Origin of the sequence: Ornithinimicrobium humiphilum (assembly GCF_006716885.1) — a bacterium.
Lineage (GTDB): Bacteria > Actinomycetota > Actinomycetes > Actinomycetales > Dermatophilaceae > Ornithinicoccus > Ornithinicoccus humiphilus.
This window is the reverse complement of sequence record NZ_VFPU01000001.1, coordinates 571,946-596,616: the sequence shown is the minus strand read 5'-3', so window position 1 is coordinate 596,616 and position 24,671 is coordinate 571,946. Positions and strand designations below refer to the sequence as shown.

The 24,671-nt window shown below is 73.9% G+C and carries 23 protein-coding genes and 1 tRNA gene; 6 read left to right on the top strand and 18 right to left on the bottom strand.

Going from position 1 to position 24,671, the window contains the following annotated elements; genetic code table 11:
- Positions 1-111: 111 nt before the first annotated feature.
- Together FB476_RS02715 and FB476_RS02710 are read left to right on the top strand one after the other, a co-directional pair.
- Entirely contained in the window at positions 112-2,211 is a 2,100-nt protein-coding gene (locus FB476_RS02715; RefSeq protein WP_141817412.1) for a TPM domain-containing protein, read from the top strand.
- Positions 2,212-2,319: 108 nt separating this feature from the next.
- Entirely contained in the window at positions 2,320-3,039 is a 720-nt protein-coding gene (locus tag FB476_RS02710) for a PspA/IM30 family protein (RefSeq protein ID WP_141817411.1), read from the top strand.
- Positions 3,040-3,110: 71 nt separating this feature from the next.
- Here FB476_RS02710 and FB476_RS02705 read toward each other — a convergent pair whose 3' ends face one another.
- From FB476_RS02705 to glmU, 5 genes are all read right to left on the bottom strand, one after another.
- A complete protein-coding gene (locus FB476_RS02705) occupies positions 3,111-4,205 on the bottom strand; it encodes a 3-deoxy-7-phosphoheptulonate synthase (RefSeq protein WP_141817410.1) in 1,095 nt (364 codons plus the stop codon).
- A 213-nt stretch (positions 4,206-4,418) separates the two neighbouring features.
- The gene (pth, locus tag FB476_RS02700) at positions 4,419-5,015 is read right to left on the bottom strand and encodes an aminoacyl-tRNA hydrolase (RefSeq protein ID WP_141817409.1); all 597 of its coding nucleotides are present in this window, start codon (positions 5,013-5,015) and stop codon (positions 4,419-4,421) included.
- A 119-nt stretch (positions 5,016-5,134) separates the two neighbouring features.
- The gene (locus FB476_RS02695) at positions 5,135-5,797 is read right to left on the bottom strand and encodes a 50S ribosomal protein L25/general stress protein Ctc (protein ID WP_141817408.1); all 663 of its coding nucleotides are present in this window, start codon (positions 5,795-5,797) and stop codon (positions 5,135-5,137) included.
- A gap of 237 nt (positions 5,798-6,034) precedes the next feature.
- Entirely contained in the window at positions 6,035-7,018 is a 984-nt protein-coding gene (locus FB476_RS02690; protein ID WP_141817407.1) for a ribose-phosphate diphosphokinase, read from the bottom strand.
- Entirely contained in the window at positions 7,018-8,532 is a 1,515-nt protein-coding gene (gene glmU, locus FB476_RS02685; RefSeq protein WP_141817406.1) for a bifunctional UDP-N-acetylglucosamine diphosphorylase/glucosamine-1-phosphate N-acetyltransferase GlmU, read from the bottom strand. Before glmU ends, FB476_RS02690 begins: the two co-directional genes overlap by 1 nt.
- A 168-nt stretch (positions 8,533-8,700) precedes the next feature.
- Here glmU and FB476_RS02680 point away from each other — a divergent pair, with 168 nt between their 5' ends.
- Entirely contained in the window at positions 8,701-9,309 is a 609-nt protein-coding gene (locus FB476_RS02680; RefSeq protein ID WP_141819779.1) for a TetR/AcrR family transcriptional regulator, read from the top strand.
- Between the two features lie 47 nt (positions 9,310-9,356).
- Positions 9,357-9,435 (top strand) — tRNA-Gln (locus FB476_RS02675).
- Between the two features lie 2 nt (positions 9,436-9,437).
- On the opposite strand, the gene FB476_RS02670 is transcribed toward FB476_RS02675, so the two are convergent.
- The 11 genes from FB476_RS02670 to FB476_RS02620 all read right to left on the bottom strand — a co-directional run bounded on the left by FB476_RS02670 (position 9,438) and on the right by FB476_RS02620 (position 20,685).
- The gene (locus tag FB476_RS02670; RefSeq protein WP_238329522.1) at positions 9,438-9,944 is read right to left on the bottom strand and encodes a MarR family winged helix-turn-helix transcriptional regulator; all 507 of its coding nucleotides are present in this window, start codon (positions 9,942-9,944) and stop codon (positions 9,438-9,440) included.
- Positions 9,945-9,995: 51 nt separating this feature from the next.
- The gene (locus FB476_RS02665; protein WP_141817405.1) at positions 9,996-11,843 is read right to left on the bottom strand and encodes an ABC-F family ATP-binding cassette domain-containing protein; all 1,848 of its coding nucleotides are present in this window, start codon (positions 11,841-11,843) and stop codon (positions 9,996-9,998) included.
- 115 nt (positions 11,844-11,958) lie between these two features.
- Positions 11,959-12,969: a 4-(cytidine 5'-diphospho)-2-C-methyl-D-erythritol kinase gene (locus FB476_RS02660; RefSeq protein WP_141817404.1), complete on the bottom strand. Its 1,011-nt coding sequence runs from the start codon at positions 12,967-12,969 to the stop codon at positions 11,959-11,961.
- A gap of 77 nt (positions 12,970-13,046) precedes the next feature.
- A complete protein-coding gene (locus FB476_RS02655; protein ID WP_141817403.1) occupies positions 13,047-14,273 on the bottom strand; it encodes an MFS transporter in 1,227 nt (408 codons plus the stop codon).
- Positions 14,274-14,365: 92 nt separating this feature from the next.
- Positions 14,366-15,241, bottom strand: a complete 876-nt coding sequence (gene rsmA, locus FB476_RS02650) for a 16S rRNA (adenine(1518)-N(6)/adenine(1519)-N(6))-dimethyltransferase RsmA (RefSeq protein WP_141817402.1) — start codon at positions 15,239-15,241, stop codon at positions 14,366-14,368.
- Positions 15,238-16,095 (bottom strand): TatD family hydrolase, encoded by an 858-nt coding sequence (locus FB476_RS02645; RefSeq protein WP_141817401.1) that lies wholly within the window; start codon positions 16,093-16,095, stop codon positions 15,238-15,240. The genes rsmA and FB476_RS02645 overlap by 4 nt, the downstream gene beginning before the upstream one ends.
- Before the next feature lie 22 nt (positions 16,096-16,117).
- A complete protein-coding gene (metG, locus tag FB476_RS02640) occupies positions 16,118-17,941 on the bottom strand; it encodes a methionine--tRNA ligase (protein ID WP_141817400.1) in 1,824 nt (607 codons plus the stop codon).
- A gap of 42 nt (positions 17,942-17,983) precedes the next feature.
- On the bottom strand, positions 17,984-19,021 hold the full coding sequence (locus FB476_RS02635) for a GNAT family N-acetyltransferase (protein WP_141817399.1): 1,038 nt from the start codon (positions 19,019-19,021) through the stop codon (positions 17,984-17,986).
- Positions 19,022-19,076: 55 nt separating this feature from the next.
- Entirely contained in the window at positions 19,077-19,706 is a 630-nt protein-coding gene (locus FB476_RS02630) for a hypothetical protein (RefSeq protein WP_022922485.1), read from the bottom strand.
- Positions 19,699-20,184: a SigE family RNA polymerase sigma factor gene (locus FB476_RS02625; protein WP_141817398.1), complete on the bottom strand. Its 486-nt coding sequence runs from the start codon at positions 20,182-20,184 to the stop codon at positions 19,699-19,701. The genes FB476_RS02630 and FB476_RS02625 overlap by 8 nt, the downstream gene beginning before the upstream one ends.
- An 87-nt stretch (positions 20,185-20,271) precedes the next feature.
- The gene (locus FB476_RS02620) at positions 20,272-20,685 is read right to left on the bottom strand and encodes a hypothetical protein (RefSeq protein WP_141817397.1); all 414 of its coding nucleotides are present in this window, start codon (positions 20,683-20,685) and stop codon (positions 20,272-20,274) included.
- A gap of 86 nt (positions 20,686-20,771) precedes the next feature.
- On the opposite strand from FB476_RS02620, the gene FB476_RS02615 reads away from it, so the two are divergent.
- On the top strand, positions 20,772-21,545 hold the full coding sequence (locus tag FB476_RS02615) for a HipA family kinase (RefSeq protein WP_141817396.1): 774 nt from the start codon (positions 20,772-20,774) through the stop codon (positions 21,543-21,545).
- Positions 21,542-21,922: a DUF3037 domain-containing protein gene (locus FB476_RS02610; protein WP_141817395.1), complete on the top strand. Its 381-nt coding sequence runs from the start codon at positions 21,542-21,544 to the stop codon at positions 21,920-21,922. Before FB476_RS02615 ends, FB476_RS02610 begins: the two co-directional genes overlap by 4 nt.
- Before the next feature lie 90 nt (positions 21,923-22,012).
- On the opposite strand, the gene FB476_RS02605 is transcribed toward FB476_RS02610, so the two are convergent.
- Entirely contained in the window at positions 22,013-24,139 is a 2,127-nt protein-coding gene (locus tag FB476_RS02605; RefSeq protein WP_141817394.1) for a hypothetical protein, read from the bottom strand.
- A complete protein-coding gene (locus FB476_RS02600; protein ID WP_141817393.1) occupies positions 24,132-24,626 on the bottom strand; it encodes a SigE family RNA polymerase sigma factor in 495 nt (164 codons plus the stop codon). The genes FB476_RS02605 and FB476_RS02600 overlap by 8 nt, the downstream gene beginning before the upstream one ends.
- Between the last annotated feature and the right edge of the window lie 45 nt (positions 24,627-24,671).

The following is a 24,671-nucleotide window of genomic DNA, read 5'->3' as shown; positions in this document are numbered from 1 at the left end:
GGCCCGCGGAACGGCTCCGGCTCCCCGAGCGTCCGAGCACCGTGCCATGCTGGCGCGGGGTGCCGCACCAGCGGTGGACCCCTTCTGGACAGGTCAGGGAGGATCGCAGACGTGAGAAGGAACCTCGCAGGCCAGGGACGTGCCCGGGCCTCGTGGCGGACCGCGCTCGTGGCCGGCTGGATGGTGGCGGCGGTGGGGATCGCCGCGCCCGCCTCCGCCGAGGATCCCCTCGACCTGCCGGACGTGGTGCACGACCCGGCCGACGCGCTCTCCGCCGACGAGGAGGAGGCCGCCCGGGCCGAGCTGGAGACCCTGCGCGACGAGACCGGGCTCCAGCTCTTCGTCGTCTTCGTCGACACCTTCACCGACGGCGCCGGTGGCTCCCTGGGGGGCCCCGACTGGGCCCGGGAGACCTCCGAGGCCTCCGGCATGGGCGACGGCGACCTCGTGCTGGCCGTCGCCGTCGAGGAGCGGCAGTACGGCGTCGGGGACATCGGCGGCACGCTGTCCGCCGCCTCCCTGCGCACCGTGCAGCTCGAGGACATCGAGCCCGCGCTCCGCGAGGACGACTGGCTCGGCGCCGTGAGCGGCGCCGTCGACGGCTTCGCCCGGGAGTATGCCGACGCCTCCTCCGGCGGCGGGGGCGTGCTCGTGCCCGACGGCGAGCCCGTGCACCCCCAGTCGTCCGGCGGGCTCGGCGGCGGGGCGGGTCTGCTGCTGCTCGGCGTGCCCGTGCTCGCCGTGGCCGGCGCCGGCCTGGCGTCGCGACGGGCCCGCTCGGGCCGACGTCCCTCCACCGGCGCCCCGGTCCCGCGCCAGGCGCAGGGCATCCCGCTCCAGGACCTGCAGCGGCAGGCCTCGGAGGCGCTGGTCGCCATGGACAACGCCGTGCGCTCCGCCGAGGAGGAGCTCGCCTTCGCCGAGGCCCAGTTCGGCACCCAGCGCACGCAGGAGTTCCGCGCGGTGCTCGAGCAGGCCCGGCAGGCCGCGCGCGAGGCCTTCAGCCTGCGCCAGCAGCTCGACGACGACCAGAAGGAGCCCGAGGACGTCGAGCGCACGATGCTCGCGCGCATCCTCGAGCTGACCGGCACCTCGCGCCGGACCCTCGACGAGCGCACGCAGGAGTTCGCCACGCTGCGCTCGCTGCAGGACCGCGCGCCGGAGTTCCTCACCGAGCTGGCCACCCGCCTGGACGAGGTCCAGGCGCGGCTGCCGGTCGCCGAGCAGGAGCTGCGCGGCCTCGCCGCCCGCTATCCCGCCGAGGCGCTCACCACCGTGCGCCAGCACCGCGAGCAGGCCGAGCGGCTGCTGCAGTCGGCGGGGGGCTTCGTCTCCGCCGGGCGGCAGAGCCTCGAGCGCGACGACCGTCCCTCGGCCGTCGCCGCGGCCCGCGCGGCGGAGGAAGCGCTGGGCCAGGCCGTCACGCTCCTCGACCTCGTCTCGGGTGCCGACGCCCAGCTGACCGGCTCCGCGGAGGAGCTCACGCGGCGCATCGCCTCGATCACCTCCGACCTGGCCGACGTGCGTCGCCTGGCGCCCCAGGACCCCGTCATCGCCAAGGCCGCCGACCGGGCGCGCGCCGCGATCGAGCAGGGCCAGCAGGCCCGCACCGCGGGCGACCCGCTGCGCGCCATCGCCGAGCTGGACGCCGCCGAGCACGACCTCGACACGCTCCTGGAGCCGCTGCGCGACGCCGAGGCCCACCTGACCAAGATGCGCGAGAACTTCACCCAGCGCGTCGCCCGCGTCGACGCCCGGCTGCGCAGCATCGACGAGACCATCCGCACCCGCCGCGGCGCGGTCAGCAGCGGCGCCCGCACCCGGATCTCCGAGGCCCTGCGGGTCTTCGACGAGGCCCAGCGGGTCGCCGACACCGACCCCACCGCCGCGATGGGGCTGCTGACCCGCGCCGAGCAGCTCGGCGAGCAGGCGCTCACCGAGGCCCAGAACGACCTCGACTCGTGGGGCAGCTCGGGCGGCTTCGGCGGGGGCGGCGGCCGTCGCTCCGGCGGCATCGACCCCGTGTCCGTCATCCTCGGGGGGATCCTCCTCGGCGGGGGCAACGGCCACCGGCACTCCGGCGGGTGGGGCGGCAGCTGGGGCGGTGGCGGCTCCTGGGGCGGCGGCTCCGGCGGTTTCGGCGGGGGCGGCGGCAGCTTCGGAGGCGGCAGCTTCGGGGGCGGCGGCAACTTCGGCGGTGGCCGCTTCTAGGCGGCGCCGCTCACCGGGGGCCTCCGGCCTCCTCGCCGGGCACGCAGGGTGCCCGGCCACCACGGACCACCGCCGACGGAGGCGGTCGGAAGAAAGGACGAACCGAGCATGACCCAGAAGCAGACGATCCTCGGTCGGATCAGCCAGCTCGCCCGTGCCAACGTCAACGCGCTGCTGGACCGCGCGGAGGACCCGGAGAAGATGCTGGACCAGCTCATCCGGGACTACACCAACAGCATCGCCGAGGCCGAGGAGGCCGTCGCCCAGACCATCGCCAACGTGCGGATGGCGGAGTCGGACCTGCAGGCCGACCGCGACGCGGCGGCGGAGTGGGGCCGCAAGGCCGCCGCGGCCTCCGCCAAGGCCGAGGAGCTGCGCAGCAAGGGCGACCCCGACGGGGCGTTCAAGTTCGACGACCTCGCCCGTGTCGCGCTCGGTCGCCAGATCCAGCACGAGAACGACGTCAAGGCGATGGAGCCCTCCATCCACGCACAGAATCAGACCGTCGAGCAGCTCAAGAGCGGCCTGGTCACGATGAAGACCAAGCTCGAGGACCTCAAGTCCCGCCGCGCCACCCTCGTGGCCCGTGCCCGCAGCGTCGAGGCGCAGTCGAAGGTGCAGGACGCCATGTCCTCGATCGACGTCATGGACCCCAGCAGCGACCTCGCCCGCTGGGAGGAGAACATCCGCAAGCAGGAGGCCGTCGTGCAGGGCCGCGCCGAGGCGCAGTCCGCGACGCTGGAGGACCAGTTCGCCGAGCTGGAGACCAGCAGCGCCGACTCCGAGATCGAGGCGCGCCTGCGCGCCCTGAAGGAGCAGCAGGGCTGAGACCCGCCGCACGGCACGGAAGGCCGTCCCCGGTCAGCCCGACCGGGGACGGCCTTCGTCGTCGGGGGCGCTCAGTGCGTGCGGCGCCGCGTCCGCACAGCCCCGGCGAGGTCCTCGAGCACGTCGACGGTGGTGCCCCAGCCCAGGCAGGCGTCGGTGACCGACTGCCCGTAGACGAGCCCGCTCGGCGCCGGCTCCTGCCGGCCCTCGACGAGGAAGCTCTCGAGCATCACGCCGCCGACGAGACGCGAGCCGCCCGCGACCTGCTCGCCGATCTCGCGCGCGACCTGCGCCTGGCGGACGTGGTCCTTGCGGCTGTTGCCGTGGCTCGCGTCGACGACGATGCGACGGCCGAGGCCCGCCGCGGCCAGCCGCTCGCCCGCCGCGGCGACCGAGGCGGCGTCGTGGTTGGGAGCGGCCCGCCCGCCCCGCAGGACGAGGTGGGCGTCGGGGTTGCCCGCGGTCTCGACGAGCGCGGCCCGTCCCTCGCTGTCGACCCCCAGGAAGGTCTGGTGGGCGGCGGACGCCACGCACGCGTCCACCGCCACCTGCACGTCGCCGTCGGAGCCGTTCTTGAGCCCGACCGGCATCGACAGGCCGGACACCAGCTGCCGGTGCACCTGCGACTCGACGGTCCGGGCGCCGATCGCGCCGTAGGTCACCGTGTCGGCGAGGTACTGCGGCGTCGTGGTCTCGAGGAACTCGCACCCCGCCGGCACCCCGGCGTCGAGGACGTCGAGCAGGACCCGCCGGCCGAGCCGTAGACCGCGGGGGATGTCGTAGCTGCCGTCCAGGTCGGGGTCGTTGATCAGCCCCTTCCAGCCGGTCGTCGTGCGTGGCTTCTCGAAGTAGACGCGCATGACGACGAGCAGGTCGTCCTCGAGCCGACGGGCCTGCTCGGCAAGCCGGGAGGCGTAGTCGATCGCGGCGACCGGGTCGTGCACCGAGCACGGGCCGACGACGACGAGCAGCCGGTCGTCGGCGCCGCGCAGCACGTCCTGCGCCTCGGCGCGGCTGCGGGCCACGAGGTCGGCGGCCTCCTCGGACAGCGGGAGCTCCTCACGGACCTCGCGCGGCGTCGGCAGCGGCTCCATGCGCAGGACGCGCAGGTCGGTGGTGCTGCGGGTGCGGGTCGCCGGTGCGGCGGCGGCCGGGGTGGGGGTCATGCGACATCTCCTTGCGAGCGGTGACGGCCGCCCCACGCTCCGGAGCGCCCGCCAGGAATGGCGAAGGGCGCGGACCATACGGTCCACGCCCTGGGTCGGCTCCGGTGCGCGCGTCTAGATCGTCGCGCCGGCCGGAGCCGACCCGAAGAGAAAATAGCGACGCGTGCTGAGCATGCCCCACACCATACACGGCCCCGCGGCGGGGGCCGGGAGTCACCTGGAGTGGTAGCGCTGCTGGGCGGCCTCGAGACCCTGGTGCACGAGGTCGAGCACCGCGTCGGCGCCGTCGGAGACGAGCAGCTCGACGTCCACCTTGTCCCGGGCCGGGAAGTCGGAGAGCACGTAGTCGGCGGGGTCCTGGCGGCCGGGCGGGCGGCCGATGCCCAGGCGCACGCGCAGGTAGTCGCGGCTGCCGAGGGACTGGCTGATCGAGCGCAGACCGTTGTGGCCGCCCTCGCCACCGCCGCGCTTGAGCCGCACCGACCCGAAGTCGATGTCGAGCTCGTCGTGGACGACGACGATCTGCTCCAGGGGCACGGAGTAGTACTTCGCCAGGCCGGCGACCGGGCCGCCGGAGACGTTCATGTAGGTCGAGGGCTGGGCGATGACCGCCCGCGGCCCGGGGAAGCCGCCGGGACCGGTGCCGAGGCGCACCTCGGCGGCCCAGGCCTGGGCCTTCTTGTGGGCACGGAGGGGCGTCGACGCCTGCCGGGCGAGCTCGGCGACGACCATCGCGCCGACGTTGTGCCGGTTGCCGGCGTAGCGCGGCCCGGGGTTGCCGAGGCCGATGACGAGCCAGGGTGCGTCCATGGGTGCTCCTCCGCGGGACGGGTATGACGTGGGACAGCGCGACGGCCACGTCTCCGGCGGGTCTCCCCGCGGCGACGTGGCCGTGCGCGCGTGCGACGGGGCTGGTCAGCCCCGGCGGATCACTCCTCGGTGCTCTCCTCGGCGGGGGCCTCGGCGGCCTCCTCGGCGGGAGCCTCGGTCTCGTCGTGCTCGATGCCGGCCTCGGCCTCGGCCTCGGCGAGCTCGGCCTCGAGGGCCTCGGCGGAGACGGCCTGGGTGACGTTGACGACCAGGGCCTCGGCGTCGGTGACGAGCGTGACACCGGAGGGCAGCTCGAGCTGACCGGCCAGGACCTGGGTGCCGGCCTCGGCACCCTCGACGGAGACGACGATGCTCTCCGGGATGTGGGTGGCCTCGGCCTCGATGGTGACCTCGGCGTGCTCGACCGAGACGAAGGTCTCCGGGGCGGCCTCGCCCTCGACGTGCACCGGCACGTCGACGGAGACCTTCTCGCCCTTGCGGACGATGACCAGGTCGACGTGCTCGATGGTGCGCTTGATCGGGTCGCGCTGCACGTCCTTGGCCAGGGCCAGCTGCTCCTCGCCCTCGATGTCCAGGGTCAGGACCGCGTTGGCGACCTTGAGGGCCATCATCGTGGCGTGGCCCGGCAGGGTCAGGTGGACGGGGTCGGTGCCGTGCCCGTAGAGGACGGCGGGGACCTTGGCGTCGCGGCGGATGCGGCGGGCCGCACCCTTGCCGAACTCGGTGCGCTTCTCGGCGGGGATCAGGGTCTGGTCGGACATGCGTCAGGGCCTTTGCTTCGCGGGATCGGTCTGGGTCGGGCCTCGACGCGGGACACGGCACGGTGAATCGCGGAGGCGTCACGGCTCACCCGATCGCGGGCGGCACGAACACGCTTCGTCGAATCACGGCCACCGCAAGTCGTGCGGTGTCCCTCGCCGAGGCAACCCCGACAGTCTAGCGGGCACCCGCGCGCGGCGTGAAATCGCCCGCGGGGCCCGCCAGGAAGGACCGGGCCCTTAGGCGCGACCCTCGAACATGGAGGTCACGGAGCCGTCCTCGAAGACCTCGTGGATCGCCCGGCTGATGAGCGGCGCGATGGAGAGCTGGGTGATCTTGTCCAGCGCCTTCGCCTCGTCCGAGAGCGGCAGGGTGTTGGTGACCACGATCTCCTGGGCGACCGAGTTGCGCAGCCGCTCGACGGCAGGGTCGGAGAAGATCGCGTGGGTGGCGGCGATCACCACGCCCTTGGCGCCCTGGTTCATCAGCGCCTCGGCGGCCTGGCAGATCGTGCCACCGGAGTCGATCATGTCGTCGACGAGGATGCACATGCGGCCCTCGACCTCACCGACGACGCGGTTGGCCACCGAGGCGTTCGGCCGGGTGACGTCGCGCGTCTTGTGGATGAACGCCAGCGGTGCGCCGTCGAGCTTGTTGCTCCACCACTCGGCGACCTTGATGCGGCCGGCGTCCGGGGAGACGACGACGAGGTCCTCGTGGCCGTACTTGTCCTTGACGTGCTGGGACAGGATCGGGGTGGCCATGAGGTGGTCGACCGGCCCGTCGAAGAAACCCTGGATCTGGGCGGTGTGCAGGTCGACGGCGAGGAGGCGGTCGGCCCCGGCCGTCTTGAAGAGGTCGGCGATCAGGCGGGCCGAGATGGGCTCGCGGCCACGGTGCTTCTTGTCCTGGCGGGCGTAGCCGTAGAACGGCAGCACCACGGTGATCCGCTTGGCGGAGCCGCGCTTGAGCGCGTCCACCATGATCAGGTGCTCCATGATCCACTCGTTGACCGGCGCCACGTGGCTCTGGATGACGAAGGCGTCGCAGCCACGGACCGACTCGTCGAAGCGGACGTAGGTCTCGCTGTTGGCGAACTGGTAGGCCTGCGTCGGGACGAGCGAGGTGCCCAGCTCCTTGGCCACCTCCTCCGCCAGCTCGGGGTGGGCGCGCCCGGTGAAGACCATGAGGTTCTTCTCCGTGGTCCGGTGGATGCCGGTCATCAGCTCTCCTGGGTGGGGTTCTCGGCGGGGGTGGTGGGGCCGGAGGAGGACGGCGCCTGCTCGGCGAGCGCGGCCTCGGCCGCCCTCGCCGTGGAGGTGCCGGGGCGTCGACGGGCGACCCACCCGTCGACGTTGCGCTGGCGGCCACGGGCGACCGCGATCTGACCCGGGCCGACCTTCCCCTCGATGGCCGAGCCGGCGGCGACGTAGGCCCCGTCGGCGATCTCGACCGGCGCGATGAGCACCGAGTCGGAGCCGACGAAGCTGTGCCGCCCGACGACGGTGCGGTGCTTGGCCACCCCGTCGTAGTTGGCGAAGATCGTGCCCGCCCCGATGTTGGCCCCGTCGCCGATGACGGCGTCGCCGCAGTAGGTCAGGTGCGGCACCTTGGCGCCCTCCCCGATCTCGGCGTTCTTGGTCTCGACGAAGCCGCCGATCTTGCCCCGGGCCCCCAGGACGGTCCCCGGCCGCAGGTAGGAGAACGGCCCCACCGTGGCCCCGTCCCCGATGCGGGCCCCCTCGGCCTGCGTCCGCACCACCGACGCGCCGTCGCCCACCGCGACGTCGGTGAGGGTGGTGTCCGGGCCCACGACCGCGTCGGCCCCGACGACGGTGGAGCCCAGCAGCTGGGTGCCGGGGCGGATCTCGGTGTCGCGCCCGATCGTGACGTCGACGTCGATCCACGTGGTCGCCGGGTCGACGACCGTCACGCCCTCGCGCATCCACCGCTCGACGGTGCGGCGGTTGAGCTCGCGCCCCAGGGCGGCCAGCTGCACCCGGTCGTTGACGCCCTCGGTCTGCCACAGGTCCTCGACGAGGTGGGCGGCCACCCGCCGCCCCTCCCGGCGGGCGATGGCCAGGACGTCGGTGAGGTACTTCTCGCCCTGGGCGTTGTCGGTGCCGACCTCGGCCAGCGCGCTGCGCAGCACCTCGGCGTCGAAGGCGTAGATGCCGGAGTTGATCTCGCGGATGTCGACGACGTGGGCGAACTCGCTGCCGGCCTCGCGGTGCTGCAGGGCGTCCTTGTACTCCATGATCGCCACGACGTCGCCGGCCTCGTCGCGGACCACCCGACCGTAGGCCTTGGCGTCCGGCAGCTCGGCGGTGATGACCGTGACCGCGGCGCCGCTGGTCTCGTGACGCTCGGTGAGGTCGACGAGGGTCTCGGGGGTGAGCAGCGGGACGTCACCCATCGTGACCAGGACCGTGCCGGCCAGATCCGCGGGAAGCGCGGCCAGGCCGCACTCGCAGGCGCGACCGGTGCCCTTGACCTCGTCCTGGTCGGCGACGACCGCGGCGGGGTCGAGCTCGGCGACGTGGGCGGCGACCCGGTCGCGCTCGTGGCGGACCACGACGGCGAGGTGCTCCGGCCCGGCCTGGCGGGCGGCGTGCAGCGCGTGCCCCAGCAGGGACCTCCCCCCGATGCGGTGCAGGACCTTGGGGGTCGCGGACTTCATCCGGGTGCCTTCACCGGCGGCCAGGACGATCACGGCGGAGGGGTGGCGGGAGGTCACGGGTCGACTCTACCCGCGCCGGACGGCTGCCCTCCCCCGGCGGTCGCGGGCCTCCAGCGGGCGGGGCGGCGGCCCGGTCCTCCGGTCGCGCGGGCACCCCCCGGCGGCCCCGCAGGGCAGAATGGCCCGGTGACCTCCTCGACGCCCAAGTCCCCGCCCCGCAACCGGATGACGGGCCCGCAGCGGCGTCAGCAGCTCATCGAGGTGGGTCGCCGGCTGTTCGCCGAGAAGGGTTTCGAGGGCACCTCGGTCGAGGAGATCGCGGCCACCGCCGGCGTCTCCAAACCGGTCCTCTACGAGCACTTCGGGGGCAAGGAGGGGCTCTACGCGGTCGTCGTCGACCGCGAGATCCAGGCCCTGCTCGGCCAGATGACCGAGGCGCTGCAGCCCGCCGGTCACGCCCGGGCGCTGCTCGAGGCGGCGGCGATGGCGCTGCTCGACTACATCGACAACTCGACCGACGGCTTCCGGATCCTCGTGCGCGACAGCCCGCCCGGGCAGTCCACCGGCTCCTTCGCCAGCCTCATCAGCGACATCGCGACCCAGGTCGAGCACATCCTGGCCGCCGAGTTCCGCCGGCGCCGGCTGGACCCCAAGACCGCCCCGCTCTACGCGCAGATGCTCGTGGGCATGGTCGCCATCCCCGGTGGCTGGTGGCTGGACTCCCGGCGCATGAAGAAGGAGGACGTGGCCGCGCACCTGGTCAACCTGGCCTGGAACGGCCTGTCGGGCATGGAGGCGAAGCCGACGCTGCGCAGCCGGGTGGGCCGGGGCTGACCCGGCCCGCATGACCTACCCTGAGCACTGTCCGCGCTCGCGGACGTTCCCCGGTTGCTCTGCTGGTAGGGGCCGCCTGACTTTGAATCAGGATTAGGGACGCAGGTTCGATTCCTGCCCGGGGAGCCTCAGCCCTCGAAGTCGACGAGCAGCCGCTTGAGGTAGCCCGCGAGCTGCGCGCGCTCCTCCGTCGCGAGGCCGGCCAGCAGCTCCCGCTCGCCCTCGAGCAGCGCCTCCAGCGCCCGGTCGGCCACCCGCCGCCCCTCCTCGGTGAGCGTGACGAGCACGGCCCGCCGGTCGTGCGGCGCGGCCTCCCGGGTGAGCAACCCGCGCGAGGCCAGCCGGTCGAGCCGGTTGGTCATGGTGCCGCTGGTGACGAGGGTCTCGCGGAGCAGCTCACCGGGGGTGAGCTGGTAGGGCGCCCCCGACCGGCGCAGCGCCGAGAGCACGTCGAACTCCCACAGCTCCAGACCCTGGTCGGCGAACGCCTGCCTGCGGGCGATGTCGAGATGGCGCGCCAGCCGCGAGACCCGGGAGAGCACCTCGAGCGGGGCGACGTCGAGGTCGGGCCGCTCGCGACGCCAGGCGGCGACGACGCCGTCGACGTCGTCCTCACCCATGCGCCGTCGACCCATGCGTCGAGCCTAGCGCCACATATCTCGACGTCGAGGCATCCGTCGGGCGCGTCAGCCCTCGGCGGCCTCCGAGGCCTCGAGCCACTCCAGCTCGAGGGCCTCCTCCTGCTCGGTGATCTCGCGCAGCTTCTCGGTCAGCTCGGCGAGGCGGGCCGGGTCGGTCGCGGCGTCGACCATCTGGGCGTGCACCCTGGCCTCCTCGGCGTGCAGCTTGTCGAGGGTGCGCTCGACCCGCGCCAGCGTCTTGCGCGCCTCGCGCACCTGCGCCGGGGTGTATGCCGTGCCGCCGGCCGCGGGGGCCGACCCACCTGCGGGGGCGGCGGGGCCTGCGGCCGAGCCGCTCGCCACGCCGGCCCGGGACACGGGGCGCCGCTTGCGCAGCTCGAGGTACTCCTCGACCCCGCCGGGCAGGTCGCGCAACGTGCCGTCGCCGAGCAGGGCGACCTGCCGGTCGGTCATGCGCTCGAGCAGGTAGCGGTCGTGGGAGACGACGAGCAGGGTGCCCGCCCAACCGTCGAGCACGTCCTCCATCGAGGTCAGGGTGTCGATGTCGAGGTCGTTGGTCGGCTCGTCGAGCAGGAGCACGTTGGGCTCGTCCATGAGCAGCCGCACGAACTGCAGCCGCCGCCGTTCACCACCGGAGAGGTCGCCGACGCGCGACTGCTGGCGCCCGCCGGTGAAGCCGAGTCGCTGCGCCAGGGAGGAGGCCGACACCTCCTTGCCGCCGATGGTCGTGAAGGAGCGGACCTCGGTGATCGCGTCGATCACGGTCCAGTCCCGGACGCGGTCCAGCTCGCGCAGCTCCTGGCTCAGGCACGCCATCCGCACGGTCTTGCCGGTCTTGAGCCGACCGGCCGCGAGCGGGTGCTGGCCCTGCAGGACGCGGAGCAGCGTCGACTTGCCGGCGCCGTTGACGCCGACGATGCCGTAGCGGTCGCCCGGCCCGAGGCGCCAGGTGACGTCCTCCAGGAGCGTGCGGTCGCCGACCGTCACGGTGGCGTCGACGAGGTCGAGCACGTCCTTCCCGAGGCGGGTGGTGGCGAAGCGCACCAGCTCGACGCTGTCACGGGGCGGGGGCTCGCCCTCGATGAGCGCGGTGGCGGCCTCGATGCGGAAGCGCGGCTTGCTCGTGCGCGCCGGAGCCCCCCGGCGCAGCCAGGCCAGCTCCTTGCGCGCCAGGTTGGCGCGGCGCTCCTCGGTGACCTGCGCGACCCGCTGGCGCTCGACTCGGGCCAGGACGTAGGCGGCGTAGCCGCCGTCGTAGGCGTGCACCTCGCCGTCGGCCACCTCCCACGTGCGGGTGCTGACCGCGTCGAGGAACCAGCGGTCGTGGGTGACGACGAGCAGGGCGCTGCCGGCGCGGGGGCGACGCGTGGAGAGGTAGGTCGCCAGCCAGGCGACGCCCTCGACGTCGAGGTGGTTGGTGGGCTCGTCGAGGACGAGCAGGTCGGGGTCGGAGACCAGCAGTGCCGCGAGCGCGAGGCGGCGACGCTCACCACCGGACATCGGCCCGACGGGGGCGTCCCAGCCACCCACCGCCGAGGCGTCGGTGTCGCCGAGCAGGCCGGTGAGGATCTCGCGGACGCGGGCCGAGCCGGCCCACTCGTGCTCGGCGAGGTCGCCGAGCACGACCCGGCCGACGCTGGCCCCGGGGTCCAGGGCGTCGACCTGCCCGAGCATCCCGATCGTCACGTTGCCGGTGCGGATGACGCGTCCGCCGTCGAGCGGGCGGGTGCCGACGACGACGCCGAGCAGGCTGGACTTGCCGCCACCGTTGCGGCCGACGACGCCGATCCGGTCCCCGTCGGAGATGCCGATCGAGACGTCGTCGAGCAGCACCTGGGTGCCGGCGACGAGGTGCGCGTGGTCGAGCGCGACGAGGCTGGCGGGCGGGGGCATGCGGGGACTCCTGCGATCGGGGGGGCTGGTTCCCGATCCTACGGCCCGGGAGCCGTCGTCCCGTCCGCCGCGGCCCCGCCCCCGGGAGCGGGAACCCCGGCCGACCGGACCGGCCTCAGCCGGTGACGGGCCCCAGCGGCGGGCTGGACCGCGGCGGCGTGGGCGGCGGGCTGGGGGGCGTCCGGACGTGCTGGACGACCTGGGCGCCGGGGACCGGCCCGACGGCGCGGACGATGTCCCCCGCGGGGCCGTTGGCGGCCAGCCCGACCGAGAGGTCGATCGCCTCGGCCTGGGACCCGGTGAGGAAGGCGACCGTCGGCCCGGAGCCGGAGACGAGCGCGGCGCGCGCCCCGAGCTCGACACCCGTGCGCATCACCTCGGCGAGCAGCGGCTCGAGCGAGACGGCGGCGTCCTGGAGGTCGTTGCGCAGCGCGGGTCCCACGTCGTCCGGGTCCATCCGGCGCAGCGCCGTCATGAGCTCCTCGGAGGGCTGGGGCACGGGCGGCTCGGCCCCGGACTCCGCGCGGAGGCGGTCGCACTCGGCATACACGTTGGGGGTGGACAGGGCCAGGCCCTCGCCGGCCCAGAGCACCCAGTGCAGCTCCCCGCGCCCGAGGACCGGGGTGATGTGCTCGCCGCGGCCGGAGCCGATGGCGGTGCCGCCGGAGAGCAGGAAGGGCACGTCGGAGCCGATGCCGGCCGCGATCTGCGCCAGCGTCTCGTTGTCGACGTGGTCCATCGCCCACAGCTCGCGGCAGGCCAGGAGGGTGGCGGCGGCGTCGGCCGAGCCGCCAGCCATGCCGCCCGCGACCGGGATCGTCTTCTCGATGTCGATCCGCACCGGGTCGTGCGGCACGTGGCGCGGCCGCCGACGCCCGAGGGCCTTGGCTGCCACGAGCGCGATGTTGGAGCCGTCGGTCGGCACCCGGTCCGCGTAGGGCCCGATGACGTGCACCGACCACTCGTCGGCGGGCCGGACGGTGACGCGGTCGTAGACGCTGACGGCCTGGAAGATCGTCGAGAGCTCGTGGTAGCCGTCCTCGCGGAGCGGGCCGACCAGCAGCTCGAGGTTGATCTTGCCGGGGACGCGGACCGCCACGGTGTCGGTGCTCTCCCCGGCGTTCATGCGCCTCACCCTAAGGTGCGACCCGGGGTCCTCGCGGTCTGGGTCGTCAGGTGCCCCGACGGGACGTCGGCAGCGGCTCAGCGGCCCCGACCGACACCGCCGGGCAGGGCCGCGACCCGGGCCCAGCCGGCCATCCAGGCCGAGCCGGCCAGCGCGACGGCGGCGATCCCCAGCAGCGCCAGACGTGCGCTGCCCACGGCGACGAGCGCCGACACCGTGGCCGGACCGGCGAGCGAGCCGGCCGCGCTGAAGAGCGCCCACGTCCCGAGGAAGCGCGCCCGGTCGACCGCCGGGCTGAGGTCGGCGCCGATCGTCATGTTGATGCCCGCGCCCAGCCCGTTGCCGACCGCCATGACGAGGACCGCCACCACCGCCCCGACCAGCGACGGCAGGCCGGCCAGCAGCACGAAGCCGGCGCCGTAGACCGCCAGGCAGAGGACCAGCACCGGCGACCGCCCCAGGGTGTCCTTGAGCCGGCCGCCGGGGAACATGAGCACCAGCTCGACGGCGGCCCCGAGCGCGACGAGCAGCGAGATCGTCGACTCGCTGAAGCCCAGGGAGACGCCCCAGAGCTGGAGGACGACGGGCTGGGCGACACGGGCCAGCGCCAGGGTCCCGACAGCCACCCCGGCCAGGAGCACGGCCCGCCAGCGCACCGTGGTCGGTCCGGGGGCGGGCGTCCGGGAGCGGGTGCCCTGGGACCCGTCGGCCGTCGCACCGGACCCGTGCCCGTCGGAGCGGGCCGCCCTGGCCGCGGTGTCGAGGGTCGAGCCCGCCGGCGTGTAGAGCACGCCGAGGGCGAGGAGGGCGCAGCCGACGCTGAGCACGTAGACCGACCACAGCGGCAGCTGCAGGAGCAGGGCGGCGCCGAGGAGCGGCCCGAGCAGGGTGCCGGCGCGCATCGTGCCGCCGAGGGCGGTCATCGCCCGACCCCGGCGCTCGACGGGGACGTGCTCGGCGACCAGCGCCTGGCGCGAGAGGTTCCAGACGTTCATCACCGGGGCGCGCAGCACCAGGGAGACGACGAAGAGGGCGAGCGCCCCGCTGCCGCCCCAGGCCAGCGCGCCGACGCTCAGCGCGGTGCAGCCGGCCGCCGCGGCGGTGGCGACGAGCATCGCCCTCCGGTCGCCGAGCCGGTCGATGAAGCGCCCGGCGAGGACGGTGGTCGCCAGGGTCGCCAGCCCCACGAGGGCGATGACCAGGCTGGCGAGCGCGGGCGAGGCGCCGAGCTCGAGCGCGGCGAGCACCGAGACCGGCACGGTGGCGCCGCCGGCGATGCCGACGAGCACCGAGGGCACGAGCACGGGCCAGAGCAGGTCGCGGTAGATCGGCGTCCTCCTCCCCCGCGCCGCCGGTCGGCGACGTCCTGCCCCGACGTTATCTCGACATCAAGAGGTCAGCGAGGGCGGGCGGCCGCGATGCGGGCGAAGTCCTCCACCGTCAGCACCTCGCCGCGCGCCCGCGGGTCCACCTCGGCCGCCCGCAGGATCTCCTCGGCGGCCGCTCCGCCGCCCGCCCAGCCGGAGAGCGCCGCGCGCAGCGTCTTGCGCCGCTGCGCGAAGGCGGCGTCGACGACGGCGAAGACCTCCTCGCGGGTGGCGTCCGTGGGCGGCGGGTCGCGCCGCACCATGCGCACGAGCCCGGAGTCGACGTTGGGGGCGGGCCAGAAGACGTTGCGGCCGATCCGGCCGGCCGAGCTGACCTCGGCGTACCAGGCGGCCTTGACGCTCGGCACGCCGTAGACCTTGCTACCAGGGCCGGCCGCGAGCCGTTCGGCGACCTCGAGCTGGACCATGACGAGCACCGAGCGCAGCGTCGGCACCGTGGCGAGCAGGTGCAGCACGACGGGCACAGCGACGTTGTAGGGCAGGTTGGCCACGAGCGCGGTGGGCTGCGGCTCAGGCAGCTCGGTGACGCGCAGGGCGTCGGTGTGCAGCACCGTCAACCGGTTGGCGAGCTCCGGCGCCATCTCCTCGACGGTCAGCGGCAGCTGGGTGGCCAGTGCGGGGTCGATCTCGACAGCGGTCACGTGCCGCACGTGCGGGAGGAGGGCGAGGGTGAGCGAGCCCAGGCCCGGTCCGACCTCGAGCACCACGTCGTCGGCCCCGACCTCGGCCGCCCGCACGATGCGCCGCACGGTGCCCTTGTCGATGACGAAGTTCTGGCCCCACTGCTTGGTGGGGCGGACCCCGAGGCGGCCGGCGAGGTCGCGGATCTCCGCGGGGCCGAGCAGCACCTCGCCGCCGGGCGCGGGGGCCTCCGACTCGCTCACGACGCCTCCCCCCACGGGCCGTAGACCCGCTCGCTGTTGGCCGAGAGGGCCTCGCACAGCTCGGGCACGCTGACGTTGAGCACGTCCGCCATCACCCGGACCGTGAGCGGGACCAGGTAGGGGGCGTTGGCGCGCCCGCGGTGCGGCGTCGGCGTCAGGTAGGGCGCGTCGGTCTCCACCAGCAGGTGCTCCAGCGGGGTCACCGCCAGGGCGTCACGCAGGGCGCGGGCCGACGTGAAGGTCACGGTGCCGGCGAAGGAGAGGAAGTAGCCGCGGCGCACGCACTCGAGCGCCATCTCCACGTCGCCGGAGAAGCAGTGCAGGACCGTGAGCTCGGGGGCGCCCTCCTCGGCCAGGACGCGCAGGACGTCGTCGTGCGCGTCGCGGTCGTGGATCTGCAGGGCCAGCCCGAGGTCCTTGGCGATCGCGACGTGGCGACGGAAGGCGTGCTCCTGCGCGGCGACCCCCTCGGGACCGGTGCGGAAGAAGTCGAGGCCGGTCTCGCCGACGACCCGGATGCGGGGGTGGCGTGCCAGCTCGGCGATCTCGTCGATCACCTCGTCGAGGTCGCCGGCCTCCTGGTGGCGCGGGGCCTCGTTGGGGTGGATCGCGACGCCGCCGAGGATGGCCGGGTGCTCGTCGACCACGTGCGCGGTCCAGCGGGCGGACGCGATGTCGCAACCGATCTGCACCAGCCGGTCGACCCCCACCGCCGCGGCCTCCTGCACGACCTGCTCGAGCGGCACGGCCGGGGCGTCGTCCCGGCTGATGTCGAGGTGGCAGTGGTTGTCGACCACGGCGATCGGCAGCCGGTCGGGCGCGGGCGGCCGCTCGGCCAGACGGGAGTCGGTCACGGGCGCACCCGCGGGCGGTGCGTCATACCGAGGCCTCCGCGTCGTCGACCAGCCCCAGGCGCGCCCGCTCCTCCTCGACGACCGAGGGGTCGAGCTTGGTGAAGATCGGCGTCGGCCTGGCGACCGGGGCCCCGACCTTCACCGGGCGATGCTCCCAGCGCGGGGCCGAGGAATACTCGCCGGTGATGATTGGGTAGGCCGGGCGGGACGGGTCGTCGAGGTCCTCGACCTCGCGGATCTCCGGCATCGGCTGGAAGACCCCCTCACCGCCGAGCGCCCGGTGGACCGCCGTCGAGCTGTGCGGCAGGTAGGGCGACAGGAGCGTGTTGAGGTCGACGACCGCCTGCGCCAGCACGTGCAGCACGGTCGCGAGGCGCTCGCGCTGGTCCTCGCCCTTGAGCTTGAAGGGCTCGGTGGTCGAGACGTAGGAGTTGGCCTCGCCCACCAGGCGCATCGCCTCGGCGAGGCCCGCCTTCTGCTTGTGCGCGCCGATGTGGCCGCCGACGACGTCGAAGCCGGCCCGGACCTGGTCGAGCAGCGCCCGGTCGACGTCCTCGAGCTCTCCGGCCGGGGGGATCTCGCCGAAGTTCTTGGCGATCATCGAGGCGGTCCGGTTGACGAGGTTGCCCCAGCCGGCGACCAGCTCGGTGTTGGTCCGCTTGAGGAACTCGGGCCAGGAGAAGTCGGAGTCGGCCGTCTCCGGCGCGGCGGCGGAGAGGAAGTAGCGCAGGGCGTCGGGCTGGTAGCGCTCGAGCACGTCCCGCACGTAGATGACGACGCTGCGGGAGGTGGAGAACTGCTTGCCCTCCATCGTGAGGAACTCGCTGGAGACGACCTCGGTCGGCAGGTTGAGCTCGCCGAACGGCCCGACCTCGCCGCCCCGGCTGCCGCGCCCGTTGTGGGCGAGCATCTCGGCGGGCCAGATCTGGGAGTGGAAGGTGATGTTGTCCTTGCCCATGAAGTAGTAGGACAGCGCCTCGGGGTCGTTCCACCACTCGCGCCACCGTTCCGGGTCACCGATCCGGCGCGCCCACTCCACGGAGGCCGAGAGGTAGCCGATGACCGCGTCGAACCAGACGTAGAGCTTCTTGGTGGGGTTGTCCTCCCAGCCGGGCAGCGGGATCGTGATGCCCCAGTCGATGTCGCGCGTCATCGCGCGGGGTCGGATCTCCTCGAGGATGTTCCTGGAGAAGCGGATGACGTTGGGCCGCCACAGGCCGCTCGCCTCGCGCCCGTCGAGCCACTCGCCCAGCGCCTCGGCGAGCGCCGGCAGGTCGAGGAAGAAGTGCTGGGTGTCCTTGAACTCCGGCGTCTCGCCGTTGATCTTGGAGCGCGGGGACAGCAGGTCCGTCGGGTCCAGCTGGTTGCCGCAGTTGTCGCACTGGTCGCCGCGGGCGTCGGTGTAGCCGCAGATCGGGCAGGTGCCCTCGATGAAGCGGTCGGGCAGGGTCCGGCCGGTGGAGGGGCTGATCGCGACCTGCTGGGTCTGCTCGACCATGTAGCCGTTCTTGTGGCAGGCCAGGAACATCTGCTGCACCACGTGGTCGTGGTTGGCCGTGGTCGTGCGGGTGTAGAGGTCGTAGGAGACCCCCAGCGCGACGAGGTCCTCGGCGATGAGCCGGTGGTTGACGTCGATGAACTGCTGCGGGCTCATCCCGGCCTTGTCGGCCTGCACGAGGATCGGCGTCCCGTGCTCGTCGGAGCCGGACACCATGAGGACGTCGTGACCCCGCATCCGCATGTAGCGGCTGAAGACGTCGGAGGGCACGCCGAAGCCGGCGACGTGGCCGATGTGGCGCGGGCCGTTGGCGTACGGCCAGGCGACGGAGGTCAGGACGTGGGTCATGGGGCCACAGTCTAGGTGCGGCTGGTCACGGGACCGGCCGCGTCAGCCCTGCAGGCGCAGCCGGGCCACCGCCTCGCCGTCGTCCAGCTCACCGGTGAGCTCGAAGCCGGCGCCGAGGTAGAACGGCTCGGGACCGCCGGGCGCCTGCACCCAGCTGGTCACGACGGCGGCGTGGCCGGCGGCCCGCAGGTCGTCCAGCCACAGGCCGAGCGCGCGGCTGCCGATGCCGCGGCCCTGGTGCCACCGGTCCACGAGGAACCGCCACAGGTAGGGCTCGGGGGTGCCCGCGTTCACCGCGTCGGCCCACATCAGGAAGCCCACGGGCTCCCCGTCGGCCTCGATGCCGCGCAGCACCGGGACGACAGGGTGGCCGTCCTCGGGCTCGGGGAAGAGCGCGTCGGCGTAGGACCGGCGCACCTTCGCGACGAACCGCTCCTGCGAGCGGTGGGTGCGCAGTCGGCCGTAGTCGCGGAAGTTCTCGTGCGTCAGCTCGACCAGGCGCACCCGGTCCGGCGGCGTCGCCGGCCGGTCGCGCCACGCCCGGCGTTCGTCGGCGCTCATCGAGTAGTAGAGGTTGTCGTCCCACGCGCCGCGCCACCAGAACGACTTCTCCGCCAGGTGCTCGAACGTCATCCCCAGCCGCTCCAGCAGACGGGCCGAGGCCAGGTTCTCCGGGGACAGCTCCCCGACGACGCGGTGGACCCCCAGCCGGTCGACCAGGTCGTCGACGACCGCCGAGACGGCCTCCACGGCATACCCCTGGCGCTGGTGCTCCCGGGCCAGGGTGAAGCCGATCTCGGCGATGCCCCGGTGCTCGTCGAGGCTGACATAGATGTCACCGACGAGCTGCCCGTCCCGCTCGACGGCCAGCTGGGTGCCCTCCCCCGGCACGACGTCGTCGCGGTCCGCGTGCGCCGCCACCAGCTGCTCGGCCCGCTCGCGCGGGTAGGGCAGCTCCCAGTCCTGCAGGCGTGCGACCTCGGGGTCGTTGCGGTATGCCGTGAGCACGTCGACGTCGTCCTCGCGCGGCAGGCGCACGAGGAGCCGCTCGGTGCGCAGAGGGTATGGGGTGTCGCTCACCAGGCCATGGTCCGGTCGGGCGCGCCCGGTGCAACGGGATTGCTGCCGCCGTGCCTCACGAGCCCGGCGGGACGGCCACCAGACCGACGACCCCGGCCGGTCCGGAGATGGTCACGGCGTCCTGGCCCTCCACGTCGGGGGCGAGAGTGGGCTGACCGTCGACGGCGAAGTAGATCTCGGTGCGGTCAGACCACGGCCACCAGTGGTCCCGCCACATCACGACGCCTCCACCGTCACCCGCCGGAGGGCCGTCCGCGTCCGAGACGGTGAGGAACACGCTCCCGTCCTCGTCGAGCAGCTGCGGCCAGCCGTGGGCATCGGTCGACACCTCGTAGGTCTCGCCGAGCAGGACGACGGAGCCGCCGGGCCCCACGGGTGCGCTCCCGGTCCCGGCGACCGGGTCCTCGGCGTACTGCTGCGCGTCGACCTCCCGGCCCACCCCGGCCGGCGAGATCTGCTCCGCCCCGCGGAGCGCGTCCCCGGCCACGCCCGAGCCGAGCCAGACGGCACCCGCGAGCGCGAGCACGCCGACCGCCGTGCCCGCTCCTCCGGCACGTCGGCGGCGCCGGATCTGCCGCCCGCGGGAGACGACGTCCCGGCGGTCCAGGTGCAGCGGCGGGGTGTGCGCGGCAGCTCGGTCCAGCAGCGCGAGGACGTCGCGGGCCGGGGTCTCACGGTCAGACATGCGTCTGCTCTCCTTCCAGCAGCTGGGCGCGCAGACCCCGCAGCCCGTGCATCGTGTAGCTCTTGACGCTGCCCACCCCGATGCCGAGCGTCTCGGCCGTCTGTTTCTCGGACAGGTCGAGGTAGTGCCGCAGCACCACGCACTCCCGCTCGCGCGGGCTCAGCCCCCGCAGCGCCCGGACGAGGTCGACCGTCTGCGGGTCGGTGACCAGCGACGTCTCCGGCGGGTCCTCCGTGAGCACCTCGCGCCGGTGCTTGCGCCAGCGGTCGGTGTGCAGGTTGGCCATCACCCGGCGTGCGAAGGCCAGCGGGTTACCGGTCCGGACCTTGGCCCACCGTGCATAGGTCCGTGCCAGCGCCTCCTGGGCCAGGTCCTCGGCGGCGTGCTGCTCGCCGGTGAGCAACCAGGCAGCGCTCAGCAGGCGGGGCGAGGCGTCATCGAAGAACGCCGCGAACTCCTGCTCGTGCGCCGACCGCATACCGTCTCCTCGCCTGGACCCTCTCACCCTCACAACGTGCCGGGGTCCCGAAAGGTGGGGGCGCGGCGCACGTCCCGGCGGTGGACCTCAGGGGAGCGGGTCGAGCCCGCGACGCTCGAGCCCGGCCCGGATGACCAGTCCCGCCAGCCACGCGGCGCCCAGGACGAACGGCGCGAGACCCATGATGACCAGCTGCCCCAGGCCGAGCAGGTCCCGTTGTCCCGAGACGACCCATCCGGTCCCGAGGAGGCCGCAGGTCAGGGCGCTCGCCAGGACGAGCACGCCCCAGCCCGGGAGCTGGAAGCTGCCCGCCACCCGGAGTGCGAGCAGCAGACCGCCGAGGAGCAGCAGCAGGGCGACTGGAGGCCGGACGAGGGCGGGAAGCACCGACACCGGCCCCACGGCCCACCAGGCGATCGCCGCCACCCACCCCGTGACGGCCGCGACGACCACCCCTGCCAGCAACCTTGCGAGCGCGCCTCCGGCGGTCGGTGTCCCCACGCGCTCAGGCTAGCGCCGAACGGGTCGGTCACGGGGCTCTGACGCGGGACACGCGGACGGGTCCTGCAGGGGCTAGCCTGACCGTCGTGCTCGACCACGTCACCGCCGTCCGCTACGTCACGCCCCTGCGCGAGGGCGGCTCGATGCCCGGGCTGGTGGAGGGCGCGGACCTCGGGACCTACGTGGTGAAGTTCCGCGGCGCCGGGCAGGGCCTGAAGGTCCTCGTCGCCGAGGTCGTCGTCGGCGAGCTGGCGCGGGCGCTGGGCCTGCCGGTCCCCCGCCTGGTGACGATCGACCTGCCGCCGGCGATGGCACGCTACGAGGCCGACGAGGAGGTGCAGGACCTGCTCAACGCCTCGCCCGGCACCAACCTGGGCGTCGACCTGCTGCCGGGCGCGCTGGGCTACGACGGGTCGCGGCCGCCGGACGCGGCGCTGGCCTCGCGGATCCTGTGGCTGGACGCGTTCACCGCCAACGTCGACCGCACGTGGTCCAACCCCAACCTGCTGACCTGGCACCGGCGGACCTGGCTCATCGACCACGGGGCAGCGCTGTACTTCCACCACTCCTGGCCCAGCCGCGCGCCGGACGCAGGGCGTTTCGCCGCGCAGCCCTTCCGGGTGGGCGCCGACGACCACGTCCTCGGCGGCCTCGCGACGGACCTGCCGGGCGCCCACGCAGAGCTGGCGCCCCGCATCGACGCCGACCTGGTCGCGGGCGTGCTCGACCAGGTGCCCGAGGAGTGGCTGGAGACCACCGACCACCTGCCGGACGCGGCCGCCGTGCGCACGGCATACCTCGAGCATCTGCTGGCCCGCGTGCGGACGCCAGACGTCTGGCTCCCGGGAGGTGCCGCATGACCGTCGACTACCAGTACGTCGTGCTGCGGCTCGTGCCCCGTGTGGAGCGCGAGGAGTTCATCAACGTGGGCGTGGTGCTCTACAGCCAAGAGGCGGAGTTCCTCCGGGGCGCCTTCGCGCTGGACGACGACCGCGCGCTGGCGCTCGACCCGGACCTGGACCTTGAGGCGGTGCGCTCCGCGCTGGAGACGGTATGCCGTGTCGCCGGTGGCGAGCACTCGCCCAGCACCCCGCGGCTGGACCGGCTGGGGCCGAGGTTTGGGTGGCTGAGCGCCCCGCGCAGCACGATCGTGCAGCCCGGGCCGATCCACGGCGGCACGACGGAGGACCCGGCGGCGACGCTGGAGCACCTCGTGCAGGTGCTGGTCAGGCGCTGAGCCGCCGGGTGGTGCCCGTCCCGTGAGAGTCGTCCCGTGGAAGTGCAGCCATGCTCGCCACTTCCACGGGACCGTCATGACGCAGGCGACTCAGTCCCCGCCGACGTCCGTCCGCCAGGTGCGGACCACCAGGTCGAGGTCGGCGACGTCGTGCGTGGCCGTGGGCGTGAGCTCGCCCTCGACGTCACCGACCCGCGGCCCAGGAGCACCGGCAGGGTGGACGGCGACCAGTGTCAGCTCTGCGGCGTCCGGACCGCCGGTGAGACGCAGCACGTCGTCGCCGGTACGGCCGGCCTGCAGCTCCTCAGGGTCCGTCGAGCCCTGCGGGTAGAGCAGCCACACGCCCTGGTCCGCCGCGACGGTGACGACCGCCCCCGGGTCGATGACCACATGGGCCGAGACGGCACTGCCGGCCAGCGCCCAGCTGTTCGCGGCGTCCCCCGACCCTCGCTGCACGGCCCCGCCCAGAACGACGGAGCGGCCCTGCTGCGCCAGGCTCACGCTCACCCGCAGGACCGTCAGGGGCTGGCCGCCCAGCTCGACGACGTCCTGGTCCAGGACGGCCTCGGGTGCGGGGCGGACCTGCCCGTCCGACTCCCCGACCAGGGGCACAAACGCCTCACCGGCACCGGTACCCGGCACCACCAGGTAGTCCGCACCCGACCAGGACGCCCCGGCGTAGTGCCGGACACCTCCGAGGGAGCCGTCGTCGAGCCGCTCCAGCGGGCCACCGTCGTGGGGCACCGGCTCGCCGTCCAGCAGACGCATCTCCACGCCACCGACCGTGGTGACCGGAGGCGTCCAGCGCTCGATCTCCCCGCCGACCTGGTGTCCTGCGCCAGCCACCTCGGCCCCGTCCGCCGCATCCACCGTCATCAGCGTCAGCAGCGTGCCGTCCGGCAAGGCCACCTGGGCGACGTCGCTCGGGACGGCCCACCCGGGGAGGCCGTCAGCCCCGACCAGCTCGACACGGCTCGCCGTCAGGACGGCCGGCCCCGGGTCCCAGCCGCTGGCGACCACCACGGTGCTGCCGTGCACGGCACGCGAGACCACACCGTCCCCCAGCTCCTCGGGGGTCAGCTCGACCGGGACCGTGCCCGTCCGGTCCTGGAGCGTCAGCCCCCCGGCGCCGTCCTCGTCCGGCACGACGGTCAGCTGTCCGCCACCGACCGTGTCGAGCGCCACAAGGTCCGCGAGGTAGGCGTCGAGGGGGTAGGTCGCGTCGTCGAGGGTGAAGGTCACGTCGGGCACGACGTCGCCCTCGGCGGCCGTCAGCACCACCTCCCGCCCGTCCAGTGCGGCGCTGTCGACCTCCTCGCCGTCGGCGAGGCCCATGCGGTCCAGCTCGGCACCTTCGGGCAGCACCGTCACGGCACCTCCTCTGCCGTCCTCGGAGAAGGCGAAGGACGCGGGCTGAGCCGGCCAGTGGCCCAGCTGCTCGAGGAACGGGGAGTCCTGGCCGTCGACCGCATACCCCCAGACGCCGCGCTCGCGGTCCGACCACGCGAGGGCACGCACCCCACCGGCCCGCAGGACCTCCGAGCCGACCGCCGTCCCCGCCAGGGACACGACCTCGTCCTGCCCGACGAGATAGACGTCGCGGACCGCCTGCGGCAGCGGCACGACGTCGCCCGCCCACACGGCGTACGCGAGCTCCTCGTCCGCCACCTGCGTGCGCTGCACGGTCGCGGGCCCGCCCGGGTCGAGCGGGCCCACGAGCGGCACCGACGCGACGACGCCCTCGGGCTCGGCCCACACGGCGACGGTCATGCGCTCGCCGGCGAAGACCTCGAGACCGGGGACGGGTGACTGCGCCGGGACCTCCTCCACCACCTCGCCCCCGTCGGAGAGGGTGAGAGTCACCGGGCCGTCCGACGTCACGCGTCCGAGCCGCGCGTCGTAGGCGTGGGCGACCTGGTCCTGGTCGATGGTCTGCAGGCCGGTGAAGAGGGCGGCGTCGACGGTCTCGCCCTCCTCCCAGACGCTCGTGGCCGGCTGGATCTCGGTCGTGCCGAGCAGCGTCCCGTCGCCCCCGGCCAGCCCGCTCCAGACGGCTGCGACGAGCGCCGCGGTGCCCAGGGCGCCACCGATCCCGACGGCCCGCCGACGCCGGACGCGGCCCTTGCCCGCCGCAAGCATGTCGTCGCCGGTGACGTGCATCTGCGGCGCGTGGTTGACGGCGCGGTCCAGCATCTCGGCGAGCTGGCGGTCAGACATGGCGCTCCTCCTCGATCCTGTCGGCGAGCAGCGGGCGCAGACCCGCAAGACCCTTGGACGGGTAGCTCTTCACCGACCCGACGCTGATCCACAGCGTCGCGGCGGTGTCCTTCTCGGACAGGTCCAGGTGGTGGCGCAGCACCACGCACTCGCGCTCGCGCGGCGACAGCGCCTGCAGGGCGCGGACGAGGTCGGTGGTCATCGGGTCGGAGGTGTATGCCGTCTCCGGCACCTCGTCGCGCAGCACCTCCCGCCGTCGCGACCGCCACCGGTCGGTGTGCAGGTTGGACAGCACGCGGCGGGCGTAGGCCAGCGGCTGGCCGCCCCGGACCTTGCGCCAGCGGACGTAGACCCGCACGAACGTCTCCTGCACGAGGTCCTCCGCGGCGTGCGGCTCCCCGGTCAGCAGCCAGGCGTAGGCCAGGAGGGTCGAGCGTGACGCGTCGACGAACTCGACGTACGCCCCGTCGTCCTCGCTGCTGCCCACCCGTGCCTCCTCGGCGTCATCCTGCCCTGTCCTCGCACCGGTAAC